Annotated in this window: 1 protein-coding gene; it reads left to right on the forward strand. The window is 49.8% G+C overall.

Annotation, left to right across the window (positions count from 1 at the left end; genetic code table 11):
- The coding region (locus tag ACWHAR_RS25655; RefSeq protein WP_452088255.1) for an SH3 domain-containing protein at positions 1–810 on the forward strand (810 nt) is incomplete at both ends.

The following is an 810-nucleotide window of genomic DNA, read 5'->3' on the forward strand; positions in this document are numbered from 1 at the left end:
TGCAGATACAGCTTGGTTCCGGAGAAAAGGGCTGGGTAGTCTCCTGGCTTATTACAAAGGAAGACCAGGCCAGCACAAGCTCCTCAGGAAGCAGTGACACTGTGACATCAACAGACCCCGATCTGCGGATAAGAAGCGGCCCGGGCACTTCCTACGAAGTCATCGGCAAATTCCCGCAAGGCAGCCAAGCATCTGTCATTGATAAAGATTCGGGCTGGATCAAGATATCCTATCAAAGTGCCACCGGATGGGTATCATCTGAATATGTCACATCAGGAGGCAGCAGTTCAGCGTCTGATGAGAGTGACCAAACCGAGGATTCCGGTGCGTCAACGACGGGCACAGTCGGTGTTTCTTCGCTAAATGTAAGAGCCTCCGCCTCACATGACGCGGCAATTATAACAAAACTTGATCGCGGAACGAAACTGACGGTTCTCAACGAGAAAAATGGCTGGGCTCACATTGAGGTGAACGGGCTAAAAGGCTGGGTTGCAAGCCATTACCTTTTGACTAGTTCTGTTCCAGCTGATGATTCAGCAAATGCCGGCAGTTCATCCTCCGCTAAAAAAGCCTATATTATGTACGGAGGAACGAATCTAAGAAGTGATGCGTCAACATCAGCTTCGATCGTTGAGCGCGCTGCCAAAGGAGATTCATACACCATTACCGGTTCAAAGGGAAGCTGGTATGAAATAAAGCTTGATAACGGGCAAACTGCTTATGTAGCCAATTGGGTGGTCCAAACTTCTAAAAGCGCAGAAGAAGCAGGTGAACCGCCAGTCTCTGATTCCCCGTCTGGAAACGGCTCTC

This window comes from Bacillus sp. LR--39 (assembly GCF_053613335.1).